The sequence below is a fragment of the Ruegeria atlantica genome, assembly GCF_947495585.1.
Taxonomy (GTDB): domain Bacteria; phylum Pseudomonadota; class Alphaproteobacteria; order Rhodobacterales; family Rhodobacteraceae; genus Ruegeria; species Ruegeria atlantica_G.
This window is the reverse complement of record NZ_CANLZK010000017.1, coordinates 31746-54988: the sequence shown is the minus strand read 5'-3', so window position 1 is coordinate 54988 and position 23243 is coordinate 31746. Positions and strand designations below refer to the sequence as shown.

Genomic DNA, 23243 nt, shown 5'->3' with positions numbered 1-23243 from the left:
AAAGCCAGCATCGTCGTATCATTCTCAGCGTTCTTCGAATTTTCGATGAGGAATGGGGGGGAACATTACAATGAATGGGTTCTTTAGAAATTGGAACGGACGCAACTGGTTTGACCCGGCTTCAAGTGTAGTCTTTCCTAGTCAAGACGGACGAGTTGTTCTGAATCTGTGGGACAGGGCGAAGACGCTCGTCATCAATGATGATGCCGAATTTATCCAACTCAGAGGATGGCTCGCATCACCGTGGAAATTGAATCACCTAGGCGATCAGGCTGATGATAAAGGCTACGGCATTCATGTAGCTGCGCGCTCCGATCCAAATCAGAGTTTTCGAGAGAAAACACAGATTGATCTCAGAAATGATGACGGCAGCGCATCAGGTGAATTAAAAACACTTGTTGAGATTGCTTTGGATGGCGGACCAGTTGGCTCAAGTGAAGACAACAACCTGCGGATCGGGTCATTTGATCTGAATGCACCTGACGGGCCATATCTTGAAATCCTGGTGGATGGAAAGTGGTCGACGGACATCCTGCGAATTGAAGGCTCCCTGGCACAAGAGCTTTTGACAACTTATAGCGATTTTTATCCCGTCGACGTCATTGATGTTTCTGATTCAACTCAGGATGAAACCTTCGACTTCTCAGATACGTCCAATACAAACCCGGTAAGCATCACAACGGGCTCTGGAAACGACAATATCGTCGGAAGCGCACAAAGTGACTTCTTTGATACCGGCAGCGGGAACGACACCATCTTCCTGGGTGCTGGCGATGACGTTGTTCGGGCTGGAGATGGCGACGATACGATTATCGCCGGAAACGGCGCAGGCGACGACTTTATTGACGGTGGCAGCGGCTTCGATGTGGTCACCTATCCATCTGTATCTGCCAGCATGGTCATTGATCTGAGTGAAACAGATAGATCAGGGGTTTCCTTTGCCGGGAGTACTGTCGGCGCCGTGCTTATTGCGCAAGGGTTTGCTGCCGATACCCCGGTTGCAATTGCCACAGGATCTCAGATTGGCACGGACATTCTGTTGAATATTGAGAACGTCGTTGGCGGAACTGGTGCGGACATCATTACCGGCAACAGTGAAGCCAACGTTCTGAATGGAGGCGGTGGCAATGATCAAATTGACGGCGGCGATGACTTCGACACTCTTGTACTGACTGGACCAGCCAGCAACTGGGTCGCAACCTACGATACTAACGGCTGGTACTTCATGCGAGAGGCTTCTGGAGATGGTAGCCAGGATGTGCGCGTCAAGAGTATCGAGAATGTGCGTTTCGACGACGGAGAGCGCGGATTCTGGACCTTCACGCCGACACAGGATGTCTTTGTAGATGCTGCCAATAACCCAATGGTAGGTACGGCCGCTGACGAATTCTTCTATGGCGATGATCGCAATAACACGATGATTGGGAATACTGGGAATGACCAATTTATCGGCGGCGCAGGCGATGACCTGCTTGATGGCAGAAGTGCCACTGACGACGCAAACTTCCTGTGGGATATTGCCGACTATCTCAACGAGTATTTCATCTACGGAACCACGCAGGGTATCAATGCCGACCTCGCCAATAACACAATCATTGACACCTTTGGCGATACGGACACTGTACTGGAAGTAGTGAGAATATTCGGAACACCTTGGGCAGACACAATCAACGGGTCCGGTCGCGGTGAGGCCTTCGATCCGTACGGAGGCGATGACATAATTATTGGCGGGGGCGGGTCAGATAGTCTGTTCTACCACCTGTCCGAAGGTGCGTTCCAGGGGCAAACGACTGGAATCACGGTCTCCATGAGCACAACGACAGAAGGCGCTGGGACCGTTATTGATCCGTTTGGCGACACGGATACTTATACTGGTATCGAGAGGATCCGCGCGACCCAGTTTACGGACACCTTTAGTGGCGGGTTTGGCGACATGAGGCTTCGCGGCCTGGCTGGCGATGACATTTTCAATGTTGGCTCAAGCAGCAATGTCACTGTTGATTACAGCGCAGATGCAAATTACGGCGGCACCGCAGGTGTAACTGTAAGGCTGGATCTCAATAGCGCCACAGATGGGTTTGGAGATACCGACATATTCAGCGGCTGGATCATGGGTGTCACTGGAACTGGTACAAACGACTACATTCAGGGCAACAATCTGGACAACTTCCTCTCTGGACGTGCTGGCAACGACGAAATTAGAGGTGGCGCCGGAAATGACACTCTTTTTGGGGATGACGGCGACGACATTCTTGCAGGTCAAAGCGGCAGCAACACCGTGGATGGCGGATCTGGCTCTGACATTCTGGTTGCTTCAAATACCGGAAGCGACCTTTTGACCGGAGGGAGTGGGGCAGATGAATTCATATTCTTCAGCTCAACCTCCCATACAATTACTGACTTCAGCGTTGGCGTCGACCGAATATCCTTCGGGGGTCTGCTAAGCCCAATCGCATCCATTGTGGAAACCGATGTCAACTCAGACGGCGCCTTAGATACGGTTGTGACCTCTGCCCTAGGTGCTCAGATCAATATCCTGTCTGTGTCGGGCGCAACCGCGAGCGATCTTCTAGGGGGCAACCCGATCAGCGGGACTTCCGACGACGACGTTTTGTTGGATACTGCTGGTGACGACAATATTAATGCCTCTAGCGGGAATGATATTATCAGGACCTCAAGTGGGAAAAATGAGGTTTCTGCCGGAAACGGCTATGACGTCATCGTTGTCGAGGGTGGCGCAAATTCGGACACTATCATCCAAGATTTCAATGGTGGCCTCGCGTCCTCGTCTTCAGACACCTACGATGTTGCCATTCTGAAGAATCTTACACCGGGAACAACAATGGCAGATGTTCTATCCGCAGCATCGGAGGTGAATGGAGACACAGTCATTGACCTGTCGGCACTCGGTGGATCTGGAATCCTTACCCTTGCAGATCGACGGATTGCCGACCTGGATTTCACAAACGAAGGTGTCGATTTTGCGTTTGATACAGAAGTTGGAAATCCCGGTGATATTCTTGACCCAGGGGCTCCGGTAGATTTTGGCTTCATCTTTTTGGGCTCAAACTCAGTAAGAACAGTAGTTATCGAAAACACAGGAGAAGACGACCTCATTCTCCTCGGGGCAAGGATAATTGGAGATGACGAGTTCATATTCAGGAATAGTGATAGCTTTTTCGACAGCCTCGATGACCTGGACCTTGTGATCTCACAAGGCGAAAGCCAAAATTTGGAAGTGGATTTTCGCCCCTTGAGCGTAGACACTTTCGACGCAGACCTGGAGTTGGTCTTCTACAATGGGCAAGACATCGAGACCATGTCCTGGGATCTAATGGGTAGAGCAAATTGAAATTGATCTGATCATGACCATAGACTCATTCCGTTAAGTTGGCCGGTATTAATCTGACTTGGCCTCTGCTTGGGCCCGTGGCCCTTTGAAGGAGTACCAAAAAATGCCGTTAGCTTTTCTGATAGCGGCTATGTCATTTGTCATAGCCTTCTCAAATGGGGCACCTTTGAGTGCTCGACCGCTCCCAGGATATCACTTTGCAGCCAAGGTCCCTCATGCCCATTCAAAATCCAAAGAGCAAGTTAGAGCAGGGAAATGGTCTCAACGGTTTGAAGTGCGCGCGGGTGACTGTGGTTCAGACCATGGGTGGAGTGATTGCCAGACGGATCGAGAAAGGTCGGAGATCACTCTGAACAAGCGATGGACTTACGGAACGGATCAGTGGATCGGATTTAGCGTCTTCTTACCGAACGACTTCAAATCAAGTAATAAAGTGAGAACAACGGTCGGGCAGATTCACCAAAAGGGTGGCCCGAGTGGACAAGCTGGCGGCTTCAAGTCCAATCCGCCTGTTGTACAACTGGAGATGAAGGGCAATCAATATTTTGCTAGAGTCCATATTCTGTCAGGCGGCGCAAAAAACGTGAAAGGGAGCGACAAAAGGTTCGAATTGGCTTCAATTGCTGCCATGAGGGGAAGGTGGACTGATGTTGTCCTACATTTTGACACCAAGGGCGGCAACGAAGTTCTTGAAGTGTACATTAACGGACAAAGGAAAGCTTACATAAGCGACTGGCTGAGATTCCACCCGAAAAACTACTCTTTCAAATATGGTATCTACAGGTCATTCGTTAGCCGACATAATGGTCCGATGCCGACACAAGTCCTGTTTTTTGATGAAGTAAAGATGGGAAACAAGCCTTCAAAAGTACAGGTAAATACTAAGCGTCCCGTGGACTAGATAATCTTGGTCGGAGTGTCGGTTTCGCAATTGGTTCTACCCAAATGAGAGAGTGGGTTTAAGCAAAAAGAAAGGCCGCGCAGATCGCACGACCTTATCCTGAAAACTGTTTTCTGATCCACAGGATCACGATCCTGCTTTCTGCTCAGCGCCAAGATTCCCACGATCTTCTGTCGTAGCGACCGATCCGCGAGTTCTTTCGAACTTAAGGTATTGCTTAGGGCTTTGATCACCGCCAGGAAGACGGCGTGCCATCGGTGAGAAGGCGGGCCTTCTGGTAACCCCATCCAGGATTGGCTGGATTACTGCGCGAGCTTCCTGGCCTATGAAAAACGACAAAGCCACACCAAAAACCACGGGCACTCGGAAATCAACGTCAGCGCCCCCAAAAGACGTTATGCCTTCAAAGAAGACGCCGGTTGGTGAGAGTGTAAAGATTAGCAATGCAGAGGCAGCAGCCGAACGTATTACAGGCTCCTTACCATAGTAATGTGCCTCAGATGGCATCATCGGTAAGACCGCACTCAGCACAAAGCCGCCAAGGATTGAGAGCGACAAAATATCGATCTGGGCCTCTGCCTCTGCGATCACCACCCACGACCAAAAAATGTTCCACCCAAGCGCGGCAAAAACCGCCAGCATCATTATTCGAATTGCATGCATATCAAAATCTCCATGTATCCGTGCTTTCTGGAGATATGCAGGCAATGTTGGACACTGGTTAAAGGCCCTGAAAACAAGTAAGGTCGTGCAGATCGCACGACCTTAATAGGTAACGAGGCCAAGATTATTTGGATGTTTTGCCTAAATCGGGTCTCAACTTAGGAGCGCCTGAGTCACCATCTGGCAAACCGTTTTCTGGCATCCTTATTTCCATTGTCAGATCTTCTTTAGCGAAAATCTCAAGAGTTGCTTCGCCGACTATAAAGGAAAAAACAGCCACTATGGCCATGAGCAACCAAACAGCGGTTTCACTGTTTTCTTCGTATGACACCAGGAATTGCGCTTCGGCGCTGAAAATGACGTACAATAGGAATGCTAGAAACAGACCTTTCAGGGCTACAACTTTGGGTCTCCGCTCTACGATCTGAACAGAGTGAGAGAGGGCGAGAGAGGCCGCCAATCCACAAATGATCGAGATACCTAATGTCGAGGCAGGGTTTGTAAGCTGAACCGCAGTTGCCAGTGACCAAAACAAGTGCAGTCCAGCGCCAGTAAACACTGTCAGCATCATTATTCGAATAGCGTGCATATAAAATCTCCATAAATCTGAATGCATTCTGGAGATATGCAGACTACGTTGGGCACTGGTTAATGAGCGTTTGGCTGGCTAAGCTCAACTCATGTTTATCTACATCCCACTGAGCCTTAGCGGACTGATTGCCGTCATCCTTGCTGTCGTACTCATCAGTTTGTGTGCGTCTGTCGTATGACTGTGCAGGAGATCAGAGATCGGATCCTGGCATCTGTTGCTATGCTGACCGAGGAGGAGATCCCGACTGGTTGCCAGGGGCAGGGGCTGTGCTTCGAGATCGATGGACACCCGCGTTACCCACGGTTCCAGTACAACGTTGAGCAGGGCTGTATGCTACCAGTCATGACCGATATCTTGGAGCTACAGCCGGATGACTGGAGTGACCTGCGGGTATTGGAGTGGCTGACACGACCACATCTGGATTTTGGATGTGCCCCATGTGATGCTCTGGCTGACCTGCCACGTGAGGTTCTGGCTGCGTTCAAACGTGAAATTGTGCCGCCAACGCACGGCTAGCTGCACAGGGCAACGAATTACTCGACGCCAGTAAGCATCGAATGTGCTACTGTCACCGACATGGATGATGAATTTGATATCTCTAAACGCGCTGCCCAGAAAGCCGCACAGAGAGCGGCCGATGAAGCACGTCTGAAAAATGGTGAGATTTCAGCTGAGGAGCTCCAGGCTGAAAACAGTCATGGGATGTCCAAGTTGTTCAGGAATGCGCCATGGGAAGAAAAAATGCCCGATGGCTCGATCAGGCGGATTAAGCCGTGATCCAATGAAAAGCCCCGCTGGAGCGGGGCTGTTTGTCTTTAGAGGCTTGGAGCCAGTTGTTGCCGTTTTTCCATGCGTTCGACGGCTTTGTCGAGTATTCGCATACAGCGATCAGACCCACTAAAAGTCTCGACCATTTTCGCTTCCTGATCATCAGATAGCTCGGCTCCCGGATAGTCCTGGGTTTCAATAACCCCCAAATCCGCAGACTCTTTCGTCAGATCAGACGCTAGTCGCCAGTACGCCTCCAGCGCATTCTTAGCCTCATCAACGGTCAGTGCATACAGCGGGCTTTTACTTGTTAGGCTGGCGGCTTCGGAATTCTCGACTATCAGATTGTTGTCGATCAACGTCATAACCACGCCAGCATCCTGTCCGTCAAAAGCTTCCGCGAGAAATTCACGGGCATCGACGAAGTCTTGGAATGTGTGCTCGCTGGGGTCTGTGACCTGCGGCAGTGCCGGCACAATCTCTGTTGCGTGTTCATTGTCAACCAATTGGCGCAGCCTGAGTGTTTCCTCGAATGCTTGTTCAAGCGTTGTTCTCGTCATCTGACTATCCCTTTGTTTTCTAGTCAGAATGGATGTGCGCGGACGCTTGCAAAAAAGAAAAATCAGCCGCCTGCGGTTGGGCCATCATAGTCGATACCCATAGACTTCAGATACTCACGTTCCTCAGCTGTGACGATTTTCTTGCAGGCCAGAGTGGCGATCTTCTCGATTTCAGCTTCCGTGAGAGGCGGCCGATCCAAGGTGGTTTTCTCTGCCATCTGCTGAAAATGCCGCCATGTCAGGATCCGGCTGCGCGCGATGATCAGTTGGCGACTGATCTTGTTTGACAACCATGCCAGTTCATCTTCAGTTGCCTCACTAACAGTGCTTTCCAGAGCTTCCAGTGCAGCTGGAGACAGCAGGCTTGCAAGCTGTTCGGCCGCGGTGGGCGAGGTGCTTTCCGTGTCCTGATCATCGGTCATCGTGCTGATATCCTGAGAGGTTATTGCTCAGGATACTAAGGCGGGCAGGGGCGTCAGTCGAGGTCGTTGGCTGTGTTGTCGACAACCCTCGATGCTCTAACGCGTTCAATGACCCTCAGGGTGAAGCTTGTAGACAACAAAGTGAATGCCATAATGCCGGCAAGCGTAACTGCAATTGCCATCATTCCCACTGCGATTTCAGCTAAAGAGGCTAATGGGTCCGGCACAATTGTTTCCCGGATAGCCTGAAGGCCCCATACCAAGCCCCCACAGAAAGCAGTTAACACCAATAAATACGCTGCCAGCACCTGAAGGTTACCTTCTTCAGGCTTGGGCAAACGATCAAAAATGGCAGACATGCTTTGGTATGCGGCATACACCGTTACAGCGTTACCGATCAGAAGCACGAATGCCACTGCAAAAGCACCCATCGGCGACCCACCAGTGCTGCTAACGAACTGATGAACAAATTCCCCAGCTGGCGATAGTGCTGCAAGTACCAGCACCACTGAGAACGCAATCGATTTAATTGGCCACTCGGCCTTTTTGCCTGTGTCTGTCATAACTCAACTCCAAGATCTCCACTCAGGAGATACAGGTGTCGGATTAAACCGACGTTCACCTGAATTCTTTGACTGTACCACTCAATTTATTGTTGCAGGCCTATGGCTTGAGTGTTATCCATTTAGATAACAGCAGAGAGGGCAGACAATGAGCATAACATCGAGCATCCGTGGCGATCTGATCCGTGACTACACTGATGTGGCGCTGATGATCATGACGGGTGACGACAATGCTCGCGTCTGTGACGTACACACAGGAACAAAAGAGTGCCCGAATGTCACTTTGTTCGGCACTGCACACGGCAAGCAGGTTGAGCGCCCTGTATCCAAAGCTTGGCTGACAAGCCTGATCAAAGATCTGATTGAGATCGAAAGCTCAAAAATGCCCTTGGCGGCATGACCAAAACTTCCATAGAAATCGATTTTTCCAAAAGCCCAGATGAGGCCAGAATAGTCTTATGTAATTGGATCCAGAAACATATCGAAGGGCAGGGGTGGTCCAGACGAGAAGCCGGCCGGCACCTCGAACTGCCGTATCCAGCAGTTTCACGCATCTGCAACAGGAAGCCCGACGGAATAAGTCTGGAGAAGCTACTGTCTACTGTCGAACGGGCAGGGGGCCAGGTGACAATTACTGTTCGGTAACGAGTTAGTGGAATGCGCTGAAAATGGCGTTCAGGAGCTGGTTCATTTCAGGGAATTCCGCTCGAAGGGAAGCAGGGTCTCCGCCCTTCTTCATTCTAGCCAAAAACCGCCTCGTGATGTCGTCCTTATGCTCTAGTGCGCCCTGGTAGCGCTTGATCTGAGTATTCCAACCAGTCCAGCGAATAGGATGAAACTGGCCGTTACGGTCAGTTAAGGCATTCTCGCCCAGGAACATCTCAATGGAGCTGGCAGCGCCGTTTACATCCATGCGGCGCTCACCCTCAGGTCCAATCGTTGGGTAGTCTCTGGCCAATTCGATCTCTGGCAGAACCATCGTTTTGATGTCGGTCGGCAAGGCCTTGATGCCGTCTACGTGGTTTCGTTCAGCCAACCCCGCCGCATCGTTATCAAACAAAGCTAGGATAGATTGGTTCAGCCTGACGCCTGCAAAAGCCTTAACCATCTTCGTCAGCATCGAGGCGCCGCCCTGGATGCTGAACTCCTGAAAATCTACAAACTGAAACAAATCGGAATACTCGGGATACAAAGCCTGGATGGCAGCCGACAAAACCTCAGTGTCTGACTTCCCCTCTGTCAGAATGAGGACAGTACCAGTTTCTCGAACAAACTCTTGATACTCATCTTCAAACTGATTTAGCCGCCGGAGGTTCTGGTGAACGCTCAGCTCCGGGTCGAAATCATCAGCGTAGGCTACAAGGTCAGTCCAAACGTACTCTGGGTTAAAATACTGAAGCTCAAGAGCCAAGCTGGCAAACATATCGGTCAAATCAAATTCGATGAACCCACGCCGCACCCAATGATCAAGACCCAATGTTTCAGCCCGTTCGAGCCAACTATCGAAGGAAAGGCCCTTTTGAGCATCTACTTCCTGTCGCAGCTCGACATCAGACTTTTCAGCTAACTCTTCGAGGCGCGCAATGTGTTTGAGATACTCACGTTCCCAAAGATCCCGGCAACGCTCATCAGTATAACCTTGTATGTGGAGCCTGCGTCGCACCTTTTCAGCAGGTGCAAGGAGGTAAGCTATCTCAGTGTCTTCATCATCATACCATTCGAGCATCTCTTGCCGAACAATGGGGTGCGCAGTTCCAACAGTACGTCGAAACAGGTCGCCATTTGCGAAGCACAAAGTGCAGGCTTGCTGCCAAGCCATGGACAGATCACCAAATGATCTTCCATCCAGATAGATATCGTTTTCGTCACTCAAATCACTACCTCGGGCAATTGGGCGTTCTCATTCATCGAAGGGCTATGGGGAAATTTCTGCGTAGCGGAACAATTCACGTCTCTGCGGACTTCCAAGTATCCGCGCATGGGCCCACCATGATATCAGCGAGTGGATGACCATGGCGCTCGTGCCATTCAGCCTGAGCTGCAAACACGCCGGCGCTCTCCTCAATTACCTTTCGGAAATCCAGACCGGGATCAATGGCACGTTTCTGGGTGGCAGGCGTTTTGTCATCAGTCGTCATTCTGTGATGATATGAAGTAGCCTAAATAAAAGGAACCCAGCCATTTTGGCCGGAGTTCCAAACAAATTAGTGCAGTGTGTCCATTACCGTGGTTTACAAGACCAAGCCTGCTGGGATTGGTTGACATGACGGTGACCTCGAAAGTCGACCCCGCCTGAACCTTATATGGCACCAATAAGCTTGAGAGTCATTGGTAACCGTAGAAAAAACAGTAAACGCCGACCCTAACTCGCTTACGACGGGGCTGGCACAGACTCGGCATCCATCAGTTCTTCGCTCCAGGCATCCATCAGCTTTTCAGGATCGGCACCGGCTATACAGGCACTCAGAATCGAGAGGCCGCGGTCACCAATTGTGATGCGATGCGTGCAGTACTTTTCATCGTAACCGCCCAGTTTACTGTTGTACTCGGCGCCATCGTGAGCGGGTTCATATACATCAACGATATCCTGGGCGGATGCCCAGTCAGACCAGCGGGCGTTGTTTACCTCGTTGTTTTCAATGGCAGCCTTGATCAGCCATTCAACGGCATCATACTGCTCTAGCTCGCGGGCATCTGCAAATGCGAATGGTCCGTCAGCACTTCGATTAAGGGTCATATTTGTTCTCCAGAATAGGTGGCACACTCCGCAACGAATGCGGACAATATGCTTGGTTGTGCTGCCTATAAGGCAGTGAACAAGCCACCAATTCGGTGGAGAATGCTGGCGAGGAGCACCAATGATACCCCTCGCCGCTAAGCCGCCTCTGCGGCGCGCAATGTTGCTTACGAAACTCACATGAGCGGGTTTCTGTTTGTAAGCCAGGTCCAGATTGGTTCCTGATTTTCTTCTAAGCCGCCTGTGCGGCAAAAAGCTATCGTCGACAGCTCTTGTTTCTTTAGTAACCACCGTGAGATGGCTTATGTTCGAACACCTGCTCAATACGACAAGGCTTCATATGCGTCAACAAGAAAAACACACTAACTATATGTTTTTTAACATTTTTTGTAATACATATGGTATTACAAGTAGCCTGAAAAACCTTCAATATGACCCCAATTTAGCTCCTCTTATTGAACCCTGTTGTATCTTGCTCGCGTGGTCCCAATTTAGACACCACAGTATTTGAAGACGGGCAGGACATGCACCTCACAGGCATCAGTAAAAGTGACAGGATCAAAATCAATCTCGCGACCGAGATCACCAAACGTATCGCGGCAACCAACCTGTCCCAGCGTGATGTGTCCAAAAAGATCGGCCTGAGCCGGACCAAGATTGTGGCCATGAAAAATCGGCAGGTTGACGGGATCAGTCTGGAGAAAATGCTGACGATCTTGGAGAAGCTTGATGAGCGCGTGGCTATTGTCCTGGGGAATGATGCCCGTGAGACGCGGGTCGAATATGAAACCAATGAGGAGCGGTATCTGCGCCTGCATGGCGATGGATCGGTCCCGATGAAATATAGAAATGGGTTCGTGGTAAATCTGGCTGATGGGCTTTCTGTAGAAATCTCAGGAGACCCTGAGGAGTGGGAAAACTATGAATTGCCATTTGGTTCACTGGCGCACGATATCGTGCATCGTCCAGAAAACCGAGAAATTGAGAAAGCGCTTAGAGCGATAGTCTGCGCTGCACTCAAATCAGGTGATCCCCAGGGTCCATGGAGTAGGCATCTGGAGGCCTTTTATATAGCCCGCGCTGAACTCAAGAACGCGCGTGAGTTGACGCCCAGGATGGAGGGCATCCTTCGGAATGCCGACAGCGTACTGAAATCGTTTGCGCGCGATATTACCATTCATCAACGGGAACTGGCTGAATTTGACAGATCCAGAGACCGCAATGATGATATTCAGTTGGTCACATTTGACGGCTTCAAATAAATAACGTTTAGCGCCATCTTTATCGTTTCATTTCGTATTTTTCGAACTGAAGAAAAAGTTCAATAATACCGAAATTAATTATGGACCCGGATTCCTGAGAATGCTATCTGAAACTTATTCAGGGACCCCGAGCCAACAATAATAATATCGGGGATAAACCTGGCGCTGGCAAATCGACACTGCCACCCCGTTACAGCGGGGATATCTCAGGTGTCTGAATTCTTCCTTCTTTGTTGGGAATCTTCTTGGCATTCCAAGTGACCGGCCGCATCGCGGCTTCTGGTCTCTTTTGTCCACGACAAATTCGGACGCTTGATGCATGGGCCAGAAAAAACACGGAGAAAGAAAATATGGCTACATTCATTATTCAAGATCTGGATGCAGGCATGCTTCAGTACATTGCTGAGGCCAATAGTCCAGAGGAAGCTCTTGAAAAATTTGATTCCGACGCGGGAATTGGCTCGACGTCGGTGGACAATTGGATAATCAACGAGGCAACTCCCAAAATGATTGAAGAAGCAGAGGCCTGGGAAGATAAAGGTCAACCTTCTGCCGAAGCGCCGGGTTGGATGTTCGGCAAAAGCAACCGCTAGCCCAGTTTCCTGAGCTTTGGGGTCTGATCTTATCGTTCAACGGCACGGCCCCCATAAGTGCGGTGTCTAGTCTCCCAGCTGTTTCCACCACGGCATTATTTCGCCCAGTTTCTGACCAAACGGAAACTGGGCGATATCAGAGGCCTCGTGATCCTTGCTGTACAGGGATTTCCAAGTGTCCCGTGTCTCGTATTCACGATACTCAGGCAGGCAAATTTCATCGACGGCCTGGAGAAAATCATTTGGCCTCAGTAATGAGACGGTTCTCTCAAGATCTTCAGAATGCATGAAGCCAATTGGAATTCGTGCAGATGCTGAGATACCCTTTTCGTCGGCCTTGGATTCGGCCGCAACCATCACTGCATCGCGTTTTTCCAAGTCGACAATGAACCAGGGATGCAGTGTCATCAGAACTCCACGCGCCGACGACAGGTCTTTTGAAAATTTATCCTGGCCACTTTGTTGAATGAACTCGCAATATCTCCAGATTTGGACAACACCCGAAATGATGGCATCAAAGTAACTCCGGTGTGTTTGCCAGGGGTCAGGGGACTGCCGGATTGGCATCCCCAAGTTCAGTGTCTTGCATTCGACAACCAGCTTCAGGCGTCGCTCGTCGTCCGCAACCAGAACATCTGGTGACTTCATGCCTTTGCGGTATTCGTATTCTGGCTCAATCGCCAAAACTGAAGACATGCGAAAGCTGATCAGATCGGAGACATATTGTTCGAAGCGCCTTCCGTAATCGTTGCCGAGGCCACCATCCCCCTTCAAGTCGAAGAACAGGCCTTCGGCAATTCGAGCACAGATCAACTCTGGAATAGGTGCGCAATAGTAAGTCCCATCTGGTGTCTGCTGGGATATTACAGGGTAGTCTCTCAAGGCGCTTTTTCGGAAATCGATGGGTGTGTAGTGCTTCTCAGATCTCGGATAGCGAATCTTTCTGGCGTGCCCTCGCATGAAGTTGACTGGTTTCGACACCACATTCAGGAATGCTTCCAAATCTTCAGCTTCGATACCGTGTTTTGGGATGGGTTTGAGCTTTAACCATGGACTTCTTTGGGATTGGGAAAAAACTGCGAAACCCACCCAGCAGAACTTTTTAAGCCCGATGCCGTACTTGCCACGCATTACTTCATCTGCCTTCGAAGAGTTATATAGATACCAGTATCGGTAGAAGTACTGGGCGGTGGGAAACCCAACGCCCCATTGCAACTGGCTCCACAAGATTCTGGGCATCGCTGATACGATGTCGCCATCGATTAAATCTACCAGGCTTTCCGCGTCGCTTAGTTCATGGAGTGCATTATATGCTGTAGTGAACCCCGCCCAGTTACCGCAGTGTAGGCAACGTCCAGAAACGGACTTTTGATGACTATGGATCAGGCCTTCATTTAACAAGGACTCCAAATGCCACCCGAATACTGGCCCGCGGTTCTGCGTGATTTCTTCGACAGTCTTGGGTGGCACCTGAAGGTGCTTTAGCCCAGCCTTGGTCCTCTGTTGTACTAGTGAGTTGGCCGCCCAGATCATTGTCAGGAACTCATGTAAGTTGGCTGTTCTTAGTACCTTGCGCAGGCGCTTTCTGCGGAGGGAAACCTTCAAAGGAATCTTGGACAATTTCCTGCTTTCAATAAACTTCTTGGCGTCAATACATCAATTCTGAAGTATGGCTTCAATCACTTTTAGCGTGCATGCTTCGCCCGATCACAAGTGCTGGAGTCAAGTATGCTCATGGAAGATTACCAAATATCAGCTGTGCTAATCCTCGAAAACATCGAGGAGTTCGAGGGCTGGGTGAAGGACCAACTTGGTAGGTGTCGGCAAAAATCCATTGGTCACCACATCACCACACGCGATGCCATTGAAGCGCTAGAAAAGGCACTCGTCTGTGTTGAGATAGACGGCGCTTACATAAAAATTGCGGAGGAAGATGGCACAGTGTCTACGCTTCGAGCCTGAGTCAGATTAGATTTCCAGTTCGGCTATGTCGGCACCGGCCTCAAGTGCAGTTACCAGCCACAGGGGCTTTCGGCCGCGGCCAGACCATGTCTGCGAGGTGTTCTCAGGATTTCTGTATTTTGCGGCGGCTTTGGGTTTGGACGTTTTTTTCTGGTCGCCCATTAATTCACCCAGCGTGAAACCGAATTCGGCTGCTGCTGCCTCGGCCGCTGTCTTCGCATCGATCCGATCTTGACGCTGGCGGTCGACGATGGCTGCCTCGACGTCATCACGAAGCTTCCTGAGTTCAGAAGCGTTCATTTTTTTGAGGTCCATCTGAGTACACTCCAAAATTTTCTTTGTGTAGTCGCTAGACCATGTGTTGTGGTCTGTAAACTATTGATATTTGTTATCACGGGAGCCAATTTTTGAACTAAGTCGTTTTCAGCATGCCATTTTCACAGCAAAAACTGGACCGGTTGAAGTCTGGTATCGCTCAGAAGCTGGAATCAAGTTCAATCAATGAATGGGAACGAAATTTTCTTCTCAGTATGCAGGCCAAATTGGATCGATACGGTCAGAGCACAAAACTGTCCGACAAACAGTATTCCACGCTAATGCGGTTGGTCTCGACCTCTTCCAGAAGAGTGAACGTGATCCCTATTTCGGCGGGTCCAAAAAGACGGCAAGCAAGGCCTGCCCCCAGACCGACACGACGCAATCGGTTCTATAGACCTCGCCTAAAGAAAAAGCTCAAAGGTTTCTTGATGTTGGTACTGGCTGGCTTCGCGCTTGTTGGTCTTCTGACAAACGAACGTCAATCCAGTAGCTGGCCAGATTCAAAAAATGGAGTCTCGGAGATCTATCAGAAGTTGGTTTCTGCCAGAAATATCCGTGTCATTGATGGCGACACTGTCAAAATATCGGGGGAAAGCCGAAGTATTCGTCTGGTCGGGTTCAATACACCGGAAACCATGTCCGCCCAGTGTTCCCGAGAAAGGGAATTGGGCAATCAGGCTTCAAGGCGCCTGAACGAAATGCTGTCTTCAGCATCAGAAATCGAATTTCAAAGAGTTAGGTGCGCTTGTCAGCCAGGAACCGAAGGAACTCAGGCCTGCAATTTTGGCAGGCTTTGTGGACGTTTATTCGTCGACGGCAAGGATGTTGGCAGCAAACTGATTTCCGAAAGGCTTGCTGTTAGATACATCTGTGGCGCGACAGGCTGCCCGCCGCGACCCGGCAACTGGTGTGGTTGAGAGTACGCCAGCGTCTCGCGATACGTTTGTACCGCTTTCTACCCCGCATTGAAGTTTGGATTTCAACTCATGTACTTTTTTCGAAAACCAGAGGACGTCTTCAAGGTCGTAGATCGCAATTTTACGACCATGGTGCTTGGTAGCAAAGAAAGTGACGCGACGGCTTACAGGGCTTGGCAGCGTGCCGAAGCAAAAAACACTCCGATCAGTCAGATGAAAAAGAGTATCGGGGGTAGGGCTGCGATTAAGGCCGTGAATGACTTTCTGAAAAAACTCGATCTGGATGAGGAGTACCAAGGGTGGTTTCACTCGGCAACTTATGAAGATGTGGCCACATATTGGGCTCAGCACCTTTTTGCCTGGAGATTGAAGGAAACTCTGCCTGAAACTGTCGAGTTCGTGAGTGCGCTAGCTAAGGGCTCAATCGCCTGTAGGGATCTCTGGGAGAGCGGTGAGCGTGCAGCGTCGATCCAGATGGTGGCAGACCTGCCTTGGGCGAATACGGACACAATGCAGTGGTATCTGTCTGTTCTGCGCACCAATCGGGACGAGATCCCTAATGAGTGGCATCTGCCGGCCCAGGCAATGACGATGTCGGCTATCGCTCGTATGGTCATGCTGGAAGGGAGTAGATTGGGCTCTCCGTTAGATCGCGCCTGGAACATCTACGATCTGATGAATGCAAGGCATCCTGATACCGGAGATTTGATGGCTATCCGATATTTCATGGATCAGACGCTGGCGGCAGCGGAAGGTATCGAGACCCATTCGGAGTTTGCAGATCTCGCGTTCAAACATATTGAAGACGACGACACCAGGCAGCGGGAAGCGAAGAAGTACCGCGCTGGGAAGGTCGTTCCTCCTCATAAGCAGTGTCTGCAAATCAATGAAAACATGAAGCCATTCATGTCGGAGAGATCGGCCGAGGAACTCTTTTACCTCGCAAACATCGCCTGCTTTTGCCAGAAGCTTTACAGACGTTTGCAAAAAACTAAGGACCTGGAGCTCGATCCGATCACTCCTTTTGACGACTTCCAGGTATTTCGAGAAATGTCCGAAGATCGATTGAAAGAGGCTATGAAACACGCAGCCTCTCACGAGTTCTCGATGGGGTTCTAATCCTCATCGTCGTAGGCGCTTTCCCAGTCCTCCGGGCGATCATCATAGCCGCGGTCGCTCCAGTATGTATCGTTGTTGGGATTCATCTGGTTGGCGTGATTATCATTTTCGTCCTGGCTGTGGTCGTTTCCGTTGTAGCGTCCCATGTGCTTTCCTTTCTTGCTTAGGATGACCTCAAATTATGATGAGATGACAGGCTCGGGGAGTGGGTAAACGGGGACAAAAAACTGGGTTTCTACCTCGCCCTAGCGCCAGCTAGCACCAAGCGGCGGTGACACGGGAAGCAAACGATCTTGACCTTGAGACCCTGTGGCGACGTTCTCGCTTTTCATCCAGAAACCCTAACGGTAGCGTGTCTGGTAACTACAAACAAAATCTCATTGGGGCCATCGACGTGCTGGATTTTTCGCTTGAAGAACTTTTGAACTCCTACCGTGAGGCAGCTCGCACCGAGCGGGATAAGGGCACTTATTTTGAACAACTTGCAATTGCTTTTCTGATGAATGATCCCGTTAGTGTCCACCGTAAACGCCCGCAATGAGTGAGAATGCACAGGACTGGGATGAACTGACCCATGCCATCGAATCCATGGCCGAGGCCGTTTGAGCTCATGCGTCAGTCAAAAACAAATACGGTCGCTTGAGGGTTGAACTCCCAGTGCTTCCCAATAACGATGAGCATGCTAAAGCTTTTTATACGTTTGCAGAGCTAATCGAGGCGGCATCATGAGTGCGCGACTGACAGCAACATTGCTAGGAACATTTTGATGACAGAATTCCCTTCATACAAAACGGATATGAGCCCCGATGATGTTCATGACTGGGCCCAAAAAGCGCAGCTCAGAATTGATCAGCTGGAAGATGCACTGCGGACAGCGCGTGATAATTTTGAGGACGTGAACTTTTCATCAAATAATGAGGGCGCTGTTCGGACGGCTGCTGACCGAGGTATTGACGAGATCACCAAGGTAATTGGTTTGAGGGAACGTCTTCCGAATGCGCGAACTCAGGCTGCAATGATTGAGCCATCAACTCAAAATGCGCCACGGATCCAAATCAGAAACGCGTAATAGACGTTATGGTAAATAAGTCAGCAATATTGACGTAAATTTAGATGAGTGCCAGCTGCTTGATACGCTCGGGTTCTTTTACTCCCAGTACGGTTGCGACCCATTGATCCTGGCGATCAAAAACATGCAGATCTCCGGATCCCACCAGTCTTTGTAAACGGCTCTGCGCGATCCTGATATCACCAATTTGATCTAGGTCGATCTCGGTCAAACGATGACGGATGATGCCCTTGCGAACACTGAGCTTACCGTCACCAATTCTGATGCGGGTCAGGTCAACATCAAGCATCCAGAGCGCCAGGATCGGGATGCCGATCAGTAGCGGCACGAGAGCGATAGTGATTGCGAAATGAGCTGGATTTTGGCCGATCATTGATGGCCGTATTGTGTGTGTCATGTTGTCATCCTGTACAAAATGCGAGGCCGCCGACGCCAAAAGTATTCATGATCGCGCATGACATGGCCTCAGCGTTGACGAGTGCGACGCCGCCAACGATGTGAGTAAACCCGGCACCCATGCTGACCTGGCGTGTTCCTCCGGCTGAGTCCTTCAGGATCAAGAGGCCCCTGACGAACGCGATTAGTCCGAATGGGATTAGGGCAGCCAGCGCGATCCGGAGGATCAGATCAGCACGTGTTGCCAGTGAATCGGCCGAGGCCGCAGCCCTGGAGTAGGTCATTGTGCGGGCCGTGATCTCTGTAAAATGGCCGGCGCCGTTCGCGGAGATACCGAAAGTTTGGCCTACGACCCCGACGAGCCAGAAAATATTGACCAGAGCAACACCGACAGCAAATTTCACAACGATTGCGCCAAATTCTGGCGGTCTCGAATTGGGTGTGTTGAGCTTGGAAAGATCGACAATCGACGACGCAACCAGAAAAAGCCCAATCACAACTGATAGAGCAAGAACGAGTGTTGAGAGTGGCCCTGCCGCGTTGACAGCGAAATTTGCAACCAACCCGATGAAACCGTCGTCCTGGACAGCTCCGCCCGGCCCTAAGCCCCCACTGATAGAAAATTGCCATACGCCCGGCGCACCTATCGTTGCCACACCGACCATTATCGTTGCCGGGAAAGCAACCATAAAAACGCCGCTTCCTAGCGTCATCAGGGCCCCTGAGAGTGGCTCTTGGCCGCTTGCGTCTGTAACCTTCATCAGTCTGACCAACCCACGCCAAACAAGAAACATACCAATGATGAATGAGGCCGAACATATAAGGGTGATCAGCTGGAGGGTCGTATTGTCCTGAAATCTACAGAAAAAACTGCCCAGCGTATCCACAGGTGTCAGGCATTCGCCAACTCCAGCATCGCCGGACACAGTCACCGACTGAGCAAAGAGAGCTGAGGGTAAAAGCGTCGCCGCAGCTAGAAAACCGTAAAAAAACTTAGTCATATCAATCATTCCCTGAGTTGGAAATGCACTGCACAGATTAAGCCAATATTAACTTCTCAAGGTCCCTCAAAATCACCCAAAATTTGAAGTTTTCCTAAGGCAAGCAACTTACCTGCAAGCCATGAATTGGAGAATTTTGATGTCTGACAAATCTGATCTGCCTGAAATCGACACCTCTGACCTCCCTGATATGTCTGCTGACGACATTCAGGCTGTTGCTGCCAGCATCCCGGACCCATCGATCAAGGCCACCAAACTGCGCAGTCCGACACGGGTTCCACCCACTCCCGCACAGTCGGCTGAGCCCGTTGAAACAGTCGCTCCACCGCCGACAAATGCCGACGAGGTGGCAGATTCACAGATGCCGGATACAGAAGGCAAGCCTAATGAAGATCAGGCAAAGAAACAGGGTGGTTTCGACGCGCCCGGTATAATCGATGACGCGATGCGTGGTGCGTCCGTCATCTCTGATCTAACGCTTGGCGCGATGCTCTACCCGGCGAGACATGGGCGCTACCACTTCAATCAGGCCAAAGATCTGTTCCGAGAAGAAAAGATCGGCCAGGAAACTTTTCAGGAGCGCATCAAGCGCAAGCAGATCCAGAATTTGGCCGACCACCTGGCGACGCTGTCGCGGCAGCGTGCAGTGATTGACAACCGTCTTGCACAGCGCGAGGAGCATTTCGGTGAATACTGGAAAAAGTACCAGAATTTGCTGCACTCTGAGGCTTACAAACGAGAATATCCGGACAAGACCAAGCGTGGCCAGGCTGCGATGGCTGCCGCAGCAGTGGATACCCCTATCATTCGCCAGGATCTCGAAGAGGCGATCAGGGTCGAGGACAATTCGCTCGCTGAGCTTAAGGTGTTTTTGCGGGAGCATGCCAGAACACTGAAGGCCACGCAGGGGATGACAGAGGCGATTGCCGCAACTGCCGCACTTGATGCGGAGGTAGATGGGGACGCGCTCATCAGATCACTCCATGACAGCCTCGACGCTTCTCTGGGTGCTGGCGGCGTCTTCGAGCGTGCCCAGACTGCACCTTCACTGTCCGAGGACACCCAGTCAGAGCTCAAAGACGAGGCCAAGGAAACAATGGAGGAACTCAAAGAGCGGCTGGAGGGACTGATTGAGGCGTTGATGGAGTTTGTTGGTCGGGTATTGGGGCGTTGACTGCGTCGGTAGGCTGAGGTGATGAGAAGATGCCTCCAAATACATTGCGGATTGCCTTTTGCGTGTGTATCTCAGGGCCCTATCAACCGCCGGCAAGGCGGAAAAATTTGAGCAGGACGTCAATTGGGACTGAATATTGATCGCAATAACAATGTGATGTTTGACGATACACACCAACGCCGTGTCGATACGTCTCTCGACAAGAACCCGTCCAAAGGACGCGTTGGCAATGTAGATCTGCGGTTTGTTTTTAGGCGAAACCGTACAGGTGATCTCGACCGGGATGGCAACCCGCTAATTTATGCTCTCAAAGGCATGAATGGATATGGCATTGTAGACTTCTACAGAAGAAAGTTTTTCAAAAGAGCTGAAGACATCGTCAACGTGTTTGCTCACGAGGTAGACGCAGACTTCGTCATGCCGGTGCCTTCAGGCTATTCGTTTTGCTCTGAGTTCGCCGAAGAGCTTTCTGGGTGGCTGGGACTTCCTTTTCTCTCGCCAGATTTCCTGGACAAAAAGACAGTGGGTGAGGCCTTGGCCGACGCGAAGGCAAACCCGGTAAATATCAAGAATAAGCGGACAAAACGTCTATACACATCGCAGCTTTATCAATGGCAGCACATGGATTCCGGCCAGCATGTGGCGATGAAAGAGCTCGACAAGAAGATTCGCGGATATGTCCGGCCAATGAAGCTTATCGGCGACACGTCGCATTTGGCTGAAAAAAAGGTACTTATTGTTGATGACTTGATGTCATCGGGAACCTCAATTAGGTGTGCCGCTGAACTCCTTCAATCTCAAGGGGTTGAGGTGAACATGGGAGTGTTTTTTCTAAGCGGGCTATAGCTTTACCAGATGTCAAGAATCGTCTTGTAGTTTGTAATCAAACAGCTATATTCAGTAGAGAAGTAGTAATACCTGACCGCATTTACGCCTTGCGGTCTTTAAATATCAGATGCGGTGAAAGCTGCATAGGTTCGAGCTAGCGCCTGATGGGGCCAACCGATAAGCGGGAAATACCATTGACCGTGGGATCGACCGGTCGGGAAAAGGAGCCGCAAGGCTCCTTTTTCTCGTTTAGCTATTTCCCCAGATCATAGGCTCTCTGGTCCTGATCCCATCGAAATATGTTAGCTGATCCCGAGCTATCGCTCGTGAAGATCGTCCTCAGTTCTCCCTCGCGCAAAACCCGCTCGATTGCGACCTGATCAGAACTGGATTTCAGGCGGGCAAACGGGCGTTCGTTCGGATTTCTGTAGATCAGTAGCGGGCAGCCATCGTTACAAACTGCATTGTGGCCAATGTACAGAAAATACTCGGGCAAATCATCGCCATTCAGATCTGCTCCGCCGACAAGAATCTGATCATCCTTTGATTTCATCGACTGCATGATCAGCGACATCTGGCCCAGGTCACGATCCAGGATGCGCTTGAGAAAGTTCTCCTTGCCAGCGAATGCCTGCTCGGCAGACTGCCATTGCATCAGGTCACCAAACTGAGAGACGTCGATGGTGTACCTGCCCGCCTCTTTGTTGTGGCGCCAAATGATTGGCTTGGTCCAGACATCAAAGGTTGGGTGAACCATGACATCAGCCCATTTTTTATCCTCTGGTTGGGAGAGCGAAACGCCCTGCCCCCACATTTCACCAATGCTTGTCCAGGTTTTGCTGCGTCTCTGGTATTGCGCAACAGTTATTCGGCATGCGACAGAGCTCAGGCATTCTCGGGGCTCCTTGAAAATGACTTCATTTTCACCATCACCATTAAGATCGCCGACATAGGCCTCGGTTTGGTAGCTCAGAACGGAACCGCGACCGGTTGCCTGATGGTAGACAGGGATGAGTTCGTTAGCACGACTGACGCCGAACGAAATGCGGTCGTCGACAAATTCATCCATTGCAGCGGCACCCAATGGAAGGAGGGCTATTGAGGCGGCCGTAAGTGCATGTTTCAGCATCAGTCTGCTTCCTGAGCTGGTTTGAGGATCAGCTCACCAAGCTTTGCTCTAAGTTCGTCTGGGTCGATCTCTGACACCAGGTTAGTAGCGACATTCGATGGATCTCCGTCCCGCACGCCACTCAACTCCACGACGGCCACGGTGCATGCCAAAATTGCCAGGGCCACAGGCGCGTATCTGGGAACCTGAAACCATCGGGCAATTGCGTAGTCGCCCTCGATGCGGTCACAAAGGCGGCGAGACAGCAGGCCGATCCACAAAAGCAGGACTGTAGCGATATACGCTATCGCATATCCGGATTGATCAACGCTGAGGTCAGGGAACATTCCGAGCATGGGATCCACAAAGTAGCGGACATTGAAAATATCCCAGAATAGCGAGAAACCTGCGACTGCACCCAGCGTGATCCATCTCACCATCCAGTCTTTTATGCCGGCGATTAGCCAGCCGACTGCCATCGGCCAGGACAACAACGCCATGATCACCCAAGTGCCAGAACTCCAGGCTCCGCAATACAGTTTTGTTTTGAGAGTTGTTTTATGCATCGATCTATCTCCATAATCTGCTCTATGGAGATGCGCGTGCGCCGTTTCGGCTAGGTAAATATGGGTTATCGTTCTATTGACGTGCTGCACCTGACATCCGAAAATCCACCAAAATACAAAGCCTTGACATTAATGTGTATAATAATACATACTAAAGGTAACGAGGAATATTTTGATGGCTGGGAGACCAAGACGCATTGACCCCGACGGCGGGGACCTGAAACGCATAGTCAGCTGGCTCCCGGAGTCTGACTGGCAGGAGCTTCAGGATTATCACAAGAAAACTGGCATCAGTGTGGCTGAGCTGGTCCGAAGATCTGTGCAAAAAATGCTTTCAGAAATCAAAGACAAAGGAATTGAATAAGGATCTGA

31 protein-coding genes are annotated in these 23243 nt (G+C 50.6%); 16 read left to right on the top strand and 15 right to left on the bottom strand.

Features of this window, described 5'->3' with window-relative positions; translation table 11 throughout:
• Positions 1-70 precede the first annotated feature (70 nt).
• Positions 71-3352 (top strand): calcium-binding protein, encoded by a 3282-nt coding sequence (locus QMP16_RS21020; RefSeq protein WP_282153983.1) that lies wholly within the window; start codon positions 71-73, stop codon positions 3350-3352.
• Positions 3353-3455: 103 nt separating this feature from the next.
• Positions 3456-4253, top strand: a complete 798-nt coding sequence (locus QMP16_RS21015; RefSeq protein ID WP_282153982.1) for a heparin lyase I family protein — start codon at positions 3456-3458, stop codon at positions 4251-4253.
• A 126-nt stretch (positions 4254-4379) separates the two neighbouring features.
• Here QMP16_RS21015 and QMP16_RS21010 read toward each other — a convergent pair whose 3' ends face one another.
• Both QMP16_RS21010 and QMP16_RS21005 read right to left on the bottom strand, forming a co-directional pair.
• Positions 4380-4898 (bottom strand): hypothetical protein, encoded by a 519-nt coding sequence (locus QMP16_RS21010; protein WP_282153981.1) that lies wholly within the window; start codon positions 4896-4898, stop codon positions 4380-4382.
• A 142-nt stretch (positions 4899-5040) separates the two neighbouring features.
• A complete protein-coding gene (locus QMP16_RS21005) occupies positions 5041-5487 on the bottom strand; it encodes a hypothetical protein (RefSeq protein WP_282153980.1) in 447 nt (148 codons plus the stop codon).
• Positions 5488-5682: 195 nt separating this feature from the next.
• On the opposite strand from QMP16_RS21005, the gene QMP16_RS21000 reads away from it, so the two are divergent.
• Positions 5683-6024, top strand: a complete 342-nt coding sequence (locus tag QMP16_RS21000; RefSeq protein ID WP_282153979.1) for a hypothetical protein — start codon at positions 5683-5685, stop codon at positions 6022-6024.
• A gap of 60 nt (positions 6025-6084) precedes the next feature.
• Positions 6085-6285 (top strand): hypothetical protein, encoded by a 201-nt coding sequence (locus QMP16_RS20995; protein WP_282153978.1) that lies wholly within the window; start codon positions 6085-6087, stop codon positions 6283-6285.
• Positions 6286-6323: 38 nt separating this feature from the next.
• On the opposite strand, the gene QMP16_RS20990 is transcribed toward QMP16_RS20995, so the two are convergent.
• From QMP16_RS20990 to QMP16_RS20980, 3 genes are all read right to left on the bottom strand, one after another.
• On the bottom strand, positions 6324-6836 hold the full coding sequence (locus QMP16_RS20990) for a hypothetical protein (RefSeq protein WP_282153977.1): 513 nt from the start codon (positions 6834-6836) through the stop codon (positions 6324-6326).
• Positions 6837-6898: 62 nt separating this feature from the next.
• Positions 6899-7258, bottom strand: coding sequence for a hypothetical protein (locus QMP16_RS20985; protein ID WP_282153976.1), 360 nt, complete (start codon positions 7256-7258; stop codon positions 6899-6901).
• 53 nt (positions 7259-7311) lie between these two features.
• Positions 7312-7821, bottom strand: a complete 510-nt coding sequence (locus tag QMP16_RS20980; RefSeq protein ID WP_282153975.1) for a hypothetical protein — start codon at positions 7819-7821, stop codon at positions 7312-7314.
• 148 nt (positions 7822-7969) lie between these two features.
• Between QMP16_RS20980 and QMP16_RS20975 the strand changes: the two genes are divergently transcribed.
• Positions 7970-8221: a hypothetical protein gene (locus tag QMP16_RS20975; RefSeq protein WP_282153974.1), complete on the top strand. Its 252-nt coding sequence runs from the start codon at positions 7970-7972 to the stop codon at positions 8219-8221.
• A complete protein-coding gene (locus tag QMP16_RS23685; protein WP_432653427.1) occupies positions 8218-8466 on the top strand; it encodes an XRE family transcriptional regulator in 249 nt (82 codons plus the stop codon). Before QMP16_RS20975 ends, QMP16_RS23685 begins: the two co-directional genes overlap by 4 nt.
• 4 nt (positions 8467-8470) lie before the next feature.
• Here QMP16_RS23685 and QMP16_RS20970 read toward each other — a convergent pair whose 3' ends face one another.
• The 3 genes from QMP16_RS20970 to QMP16_RS20960 all read right to left on the bottom strand — a co-directional run bounded on the left by QMP16_RS20970 (position 8471) and on the right by QMP16_RS20960 (position 10558).
• Positions 8471-9694: a hypothetical protein gene (locus QMP16_RS20970; RefSeq protein ID WP_282153973.1), complete on the bottom strand. Its 1224-nt coding sequence runs from the start codon at positions 9692-9694 to the stop codon at positions 8471-8473.
• 73 nt (positions 9695-9767) lie between these two features.
• Positions 9768-9959, bottom strand: coding sequence for a hypothetical protein (locus QMP16_RS20965; RefSeq protein WP_282153972.1), 192 nt, complete (start codon positions 9957-9959; stop codon positions 9768-9770).
• Positions 9960-10192: 233 nt separating this feature from the next.
• Positions 10193-10558, bottom strand: a complete 366-nt coding sequence (locus tag QMP16_RS20960) for a hypothetical protein (protein WP_282153971.1) — start codon at positions 10556-10558, stop codon at positions 10193-10195.
• A gap of 524 nt (positions 10559-11082) precedes the next feature.
• Between QMP16_RS20960 and QMP16_RS20955 the strand changes: the two genes are divergently transcribed.
• Positions 11083-11820, top strand: coding sequence for an XRE family transcriptional regulator (locus QMP16_RS20955; RefSeq protein ID WP_282153970.1), 738 nt, complete (start codon positions 11083-11085; stop codon positions 11818-11820).
• A 245-nt stretch (positions 11821-12065) separates the two neighbouring features.
• A complete protein-coding gene (locus QMP16_RS20950) occupies positions 12066-12413 on the top strand; it encodes a hypothetical protein (protein WP_282153969.1) in 348 nt (115 codons plus the stop codon).
• 66 nt (positions 12414-12479) lie between these two features.
• Here the strand turns inward: QMP16_RS20950 and QMP16_RS20945 are convergent, their stop codons facing one another.
• The gene (locus tag QMP16_RS20945) at positions 12480-14033 is read right to left on the bottom strand and encodes a hypothetical protein (protein ID WP_282153968.1); all 1554 of its coding nucleotides are present in this window, start codon (positions 14031-14033) and stop codon (positions 12480-12482) included.
• Between the two features lie 108 nt (positions 14034-14141).
• On the opposite strand from QMP16_RS20945, the gene QMP16_RS20940 reads away from it, so the two are divergent.
• A complete protein-coding gene (locus tag QMP16_RS20940; RefSeq protein WP_282153967.1) occupies positions 14142-14375 on the top strand; it encodes a hypothetical protein in 234 nt (77 codons plus the stop codon).
• A gap of 6 nt (positions 14376-14381) precedes the next feature.
• On the opposite strand, the gene QMP16_RS20935 is transcribed toward QMP16_RS20940, so the two are convergent.
• Positions 14382-14690 (bottom strand): H-NS histone family protein, encoded by a 309-nt coding sequence (locus QMP16_RS20935; RefSeq protein WP_282153966.1) that lies wholly within the window; start codon positions 14688-14690, stop codon positions 14382-14384.
• Positions 14691-14803: 113 nt separating this feature from the next.
• Between QMP16_RS20935 and QMP16_RS20930 the strand changes: the two genes are divergently transcribed.
• Together QMP16_RS20930 and QMP16_RS20925 are read left to right on the top strand one after the other, a co-directional pair.
• A complete protein-coding gene (locus tag QMP16_RS20930; RefSeq protein WP_282153965.1) occupies positions 14804-15610 on the top strand; it encodes a thermonuclease family protein in 807 nt (268 codons plus the stop codon).
• Between the two features lie 69 nt (positions 15611-15679).
• On the top strand, positions 15680-16729 hold the full coding sequence (locus QMP16_RS20925; RefSeq protein ID WP_282153964.1) for a hypothetical protein: 1050 nt from the start codon (positions 15680-15682) through the stop codon (positions 16727-16729).
• On the opposite strand, the gene QMP16_RS20920 is transcribed toward QMP16_RS20925, so the two are convergent.
• The gene (locus QMP16_RS20920) at positions 16726-16875 is read right to left on the bottom strand and encodes a hypothetical protein (RefSeq protein WP_170432940.1); all 150 of its coding nucleotides are present in this window, start codon (positions 16873-16875) and stop codon (positions 16726-16728) included. The two genes, QMP16_RS20925 and QMP16_RS20920, sit on opposite strands and share 4 nt — an antisense overlap.
• Before the next feature lie 206 nt (positions 16876-17081).
• On the opposite strand from QMP16_RS20920, the gene QMP16_RS20915 reads away from it, so the two are divergent.
• Both QMP16_RS20915 and QMP16_RS20910 read left to right on the top strand, forming a co-directional pair.
• Positions 17082-17270: a hypothetical protein gene (locus QMP16_RS20915; protein WP_282153963.1), complete on the top strand. Its 189-nt coding sequence runs from the start codon at positions 17082-17084 to the stop codon at positions 17268-17270.
• 225 nt (positions 17271-17495) lie between these two features.
• Positions 17496-17798, top strand: coding sequence for a hypothetical protein (locus QMP16_RS20910; RefSeq protein ID WP_282153962.1), 303 nt, complete (start codon positions 17496-17498; stop codon positions 17796-17798).
• Between the two features lie 40 nt (positions 17799-17838).
• On the opposite strand, the gene QMP16_RS20905 is transcribed toward QMP16_RS20910, so the two are convergent.
• The gene (locus QMP16_RS20905) at positions 17839-18195 is read right to left on the bottom strand and encodes a PH domain-containing protein (RefSeq protein WP_282153961.1); all 357 of its coding nucleotides are present in this window, start codon (positions 18193-18195) and stop codon (positions 17839-17841) included.
• Positions 18196-18199: 4 nt separating this feature from the next.
• Entirely contained in the window at positions 18200-19204 is a 1005-nt protein-coding gene (locus tag QMP16_RS20900) for a hypothetical protein (RefSeq protein WP_282153960.1), read from the bottom strand.
• Positions 19205-19334: 130 nt separating this feature from the next.
• On the opposite strand from QMP16_RS20900, the gene QMP16_RS20895 reads away from it, so the two are divergent.
• Together QMP16_RS20895 and QMP16_RS20890 are read left to right on the top strand one after the other, a co-directional pair.
• On the top strand, positions 19335-20369 hold the full coding sequence (locus QMP16_RS20895; RefSeq protein WP_282153959.1) for a hypothetical protein: 1035 nt from the start codon (positions 19335-19337) through the stop codon (positions 20367-20369).
• A 123-nt stretch (positions 20370-20492) separates the two neighbouring features.
• Entirely contained in the window at positions 20493-21215 is a 723-nt protein-coding gene (locus QMP16_RS20890; protein ID WP_282153958.1) for a phosphoribosyltransferase, read from the top strand.
• Positions 21216-21450: 235 nt separating this feature from the next.
• Here QMP16_RS20890 and QMP16_RS20885 read toward each other — a convergent pair whose 3' ends face one another.
• Positions 21451-22326: a hypothetical protein gene (locus QMP16_RS20885; RefSeq protein WP_282153957.1), complete on the bottom strand. Its 876-nt coding sequence runs from the start codon at positions 22324-22326 to the stop codon at positions 21451-21453.
• Complete coding sequence (locus QMP16_RS20880) at positions 22326-22871, bottom strand: hypothetical protein (protein ID WP_282153956.1); 546 nt, start codon at positions 22869-22871, stop codon at positions 22326-22328. The genes QMP16_RS20885 and QMP16_RS20880 overlap by 1 nt, the downstream gene beginning before the upstream one ends.
• 175 nt (positions 22872-23046) lie before the next feature.
• Between QMP16_RS20880 and QMP16_RS23680 the strand changes: the two genes are divergently transcribed.
• The gene (locus QMP16_RS23680; RefSeq protein WP_432653426.1) at positions 23047-23235 is read left to right on the top strand and encodes a ribbon-helix-helix domain-containing protein; all 189 of its coding nucleotides are present in this window, start codon (positions 23047-23049) and stop codon (positions 23233-23235) included.
• The last annotated feature ends 8 nt before the right edge of the window (positions 23236-23243 follow it).

What these genes read in the sequence shown, in the direction of transcription:
- QMP16_RS20940 (WP_282153967.1), top strand. Translation starts at nt 14,142, where the DNA reads ATGCTCATGGAAGATTACCAAATATCAGCTGTGCTAATCCTCGAAAAC.
- QMP16_RS20910 (WP_282153962.1), top strand. Translation starts at nt 17,496, where the DNA reads ATGACAGAATTCCCTTCATACAAAACGGATATGAGCCCCGATGATGTT.
- QMP16_RS21020 (WP_282153983.1), top strand. Translation starts at nt 71, where the DNA reads ATGAATGGGTTCTTTAGAAATTGGAACGGACGCAACTGGTTTGACCCG.
- QMP16_RS20900 (WP_282153960.1), bottom strand. Translation starts at nt 19,204, where the DNA reads ATGATTGATATGACTAAGTTTTTTTACGGTTTTCTAGCTGCGGCGACG.
- QMP16_RS20920 (WP_170432940.1), bottom strand. Translation starts at nt 16,875, where the DNA reads ATGGGACGCTACAACGGAAACGACCACAGCCAGGACGAAAATGATAAT.
- QMP16_RS20925 (WP_282153964.1), top strand. Translation starts at nt 15,680, where the DNA reads ATGTACTTTTTTCGAAAACCAGAGGACGTCTTCAAGGTCGTAGATCGC.
- QMP16_RS20995 (WP_282153978.1), top strand. Translation starts at nt 6,085, where the DNA reads ATGGATGATGAATTTGATATCTCTAAACGCGCTGCCCAGAAAGCCGCA.
- QMP16_RS21010 (WP_282153981.1), bottom strand. Translation starts at nt 4,898, where the DNA reads ATGATGCTGGCGGTTTTTGCCGCGCTTGGGTGGAACATTTTTTGGTCG.
- QMP16_RS20955 (WP_282153970.1), top strand. Translation starts at nt 11,083, where the DNA reads ATGCACCTCACAGGCATCAGTAAAAGTGACAGGATCAAAATCAATCTC.
- QMP16_RS20895 (WP_282153959.1), top strand. Translation starts at nt 19,335, where the DNA reads ATGTCTGACAAATCTGATCTGCCTGAAATCGACACCTCTGACCTCCCT.
- QMP16_RS20985 (WP_282153976.1), bottom strand. Translation starts at nt 7,258, where the DNA reads ATGACCGATGATCAGGACACGGAAAGCACCTCGCCCACCGCGGCCGAA.
- QMP16_RS21005 (WP_282153980.1), bottom strand. Translation starts at nt 5,487, where the DNA reads ATGATGCTGACAGTGTTTACTGGCGCTGGACTGCACTTGTTTTGGTCA.
- QMP16_RS21015 (WP_282153982.1), top strand. Translation starts at nt 3,456, where the DNA reads ATGCCGTTAGCTTTTCTGATAGCGGCTATGTCATTTGTCATAGCCTTC.
- QMP16_RS23680 (WP_432653426.1), top strand. Translation starts at nt 23,047, where the DNA reads ATGGCTGGGAGACCAAGACGCATTGACCCCGACGGCGGGGACCTGAAA.
- QMP16_RS20990 (WP_282153977.1), bottom strand. Translation starts at nt 6,836, where the DNA reads ATGACGAGAACAACGCTTGAACAAGCATTCGAGGAAACACTCAGGCTG.
- QMP16_RS20905 (WP_282153961.1), bottom strand. Translation starts at nt 18,195, where the DNA reads ATGACACACACAATACGGCCATCAATGATCGGCCAAAATCCAGCTCAT.
- QMP16_RS20885 (WP_282153957.1), bottom strand. Translation starts at nt 22,326, where the DNA reads ATGCTGAAACATGCACTTACGGCCGCCTCAATAGCCCTCCTTCCATTG.
- QMP16_RS20965 (WP_282153972.1), bottom strand. Translation starts at nt 9,959, where the DNA reads ATGACGACTGATGACAAAACGCCTGCCACCCAGAAACGTGCCATTGAT.
- QMP16_RS20935 (WP_282153966.1), bottom strand. Translation starts at nt 14,690, where the DNA reads ATGGACCTCAAAAAAATGAACGCTTCTGAACTCAGGAAGCTTCGTGAT.
- QMP16_RS20980 (WP_282153975.1), bottom strand. Translation starts at nt 7,821, where the DNA reads ATGACAGACACAGGCAAAAAGGCCGAGTGGCCAATTAAATCGATTGCG.
- QMP16_RS20975 (WP_282153974.1), top strand. Translation starts at nt 7,970, where the DNA reads ATGAGCATAACATCGAGCATCCGTGGCGATCTGATCCGTGACTACACT.
- QMP16_RS20930 (WP_282153965.1), top strand. Translation starts at nt 14,804, where the DNA reads ATGCCATTTTCACAGCAAAAACTGGACCGGTTGAAGTCTGGTATCGCT.
- QMP16_RS20880 (WP_282153956.1), bottom strand. Translation starts at nt 22,871, where the DNA reads ATGCATAAAACAACTCTCAAAACAAAACTGTATTGCGGAGCCTGGAGT.
- QMP16_RS23685 (WP_432653427.1), top strand. Translation starts at nt 8,218, where the DNA reads ATGACCAAAACTTCCATAGAAATCGATTTTTCCAAAAGCCCAGATGAG.
- QMP16_RS21000 (WP_282153979.1), top strand. Translation starts at nt 5,683, where the DNA reads ATGACTGTGCAGGAGATCAGAGATCGGATCCTGGCATCTGTTGCTATG.
- QMP16_RS20960 (WP_282153971.1), bottom strand. Translation starts at nt 10,558, where the DNA reads ATGACCCTTAATCGAAGTGCTGACGGACCATTCGCATTTGCAGATGCC.